At 68.3% G+C, this 1280-nt stretch carries 1 protein-coding gene; it reads left to right on the top strand.

Going from position 1 to position 1280, the window contains the following annotated elements; genetic code table 11:
- Nucleotides 1–3: 3 nt before the first annotated feature.
- The coding region (locus BST27_RS30425; protein WP_428842050.1) for an HNH endonuclease signature motif containing protein at nt 4–1280 on the top strand (1277 nt) is incomplete at its 3' end.

Raw genomic sequence — 1280 nt, 5'->3', positions numbered from 1 at the left:
TGGCTGGATGAGAACCTGACGCGCCGGGAGGCATTGACCAACACGACCGCTGAGACCACGAGGTGGCTGGACCGCACTCGGGCCGCGGCGCGGATCGAGAATCAAGCCGCAGCAGCGCAACTGCTCGCCATCGGGGAGTTGTTCGCCCACCGGTTCGCCCACTGCGCTTATGACGACAACTGGGTCATCGATGCCATGGCCGCGGTGGCCGCCGAAGTCGGTGCGGGGTTGCGGATCAGCCGGGGGCTGGCGATGAGCCGCCTGCACTATGCCCGGGTGATGCGTGAACGGCTGCCCAAGACCGGGGACGTGTTTCGTGCCGGGGACATCGATTTCCGCGCTTTCGCCACCATCGCCCACCACACCGATGCGATCGAGGACCCCGCGATCCTGGCCCGCGTCGATGAGTTGATCGCAGAAAATGTGGGCCGCTGGCCCTCGCTGAGCAGGGGCCGACTGGCCGCCCAAGTCGACAAGATCGTGGCCGGCCACGACCGTGACGCGCTGCGGCGACGCGAAAAGCAGCAAGCCGACCGGGAGGTGTGGATCGGCGGGGATCAAGACGGCATCTCCCGCATCGAAGGAACATTTCTGACCCCCGACGCCCACGCCCTGGACAAGCGGCTCTCCGCGCTCGCGGCCACCGTCTGCCCGCACGATCCACGCACCCGCGAACAGCGCCGCGCCGACGCCCTGGGGGCGCTGGCCGCCGGCGCGGATCGGCTGGCCTGCCGCTGCCAGCGCACCGACTGCACCGCCGCGTCGAAGAAGAAGCCCGCCTCGCCGGTGGCCATCCACGTCATCGCCGAACACGCAACCCTCAACGGCACCAACACCACCCCCGCCTCCGAGGTCAGCGCTGACGGGTTGATCACCCCCGAACTGCTGGGCGAGCTGGCCCAGAGCGCGACCCTGGTACCGGTGGCCCATCCCGGCTACTGCGCCCCCGAACCGCACTACCGGCCGTCGAAAGCCTTGGCCGATTTCGTCAAATGCCGGGACTTAACGTGTCGCTGGCCCGGCTGTGAGGTGCCGGCCTGGGACTGCCAGCTCGACCACACCATCCCGTACGCCCAGGGCGGGCCCACGCATGCGGGGAACATGAAGTGCTACTGCACTTTTCATCATTTGGTCAAAACTTTCCTGGGCTGGACCGAAAAGCAGCTCGCTGACGGCACCCTGATCCTGACCTCCCCCGGCGGGGACACCCACGTGACCACCCCAGGCAGCGCCCTGCTGTTCCCCAGCCTGTGCCAGGCGGTGGGCGGCATGCCGTGTCC

It is taken from the genome of Mycobacterium intermedium (genome assembly GCF_002086275.1).
Lineage (GTDB): Bacteria > Actinomycetota > Actinomycetes > Mycobacteriales > Mycobacteriaceae > Mycobacterium > Mycobacterium intermedium.
This window is presented reverse-complemented; position numbering and strand designations above follow the sequence as displayed.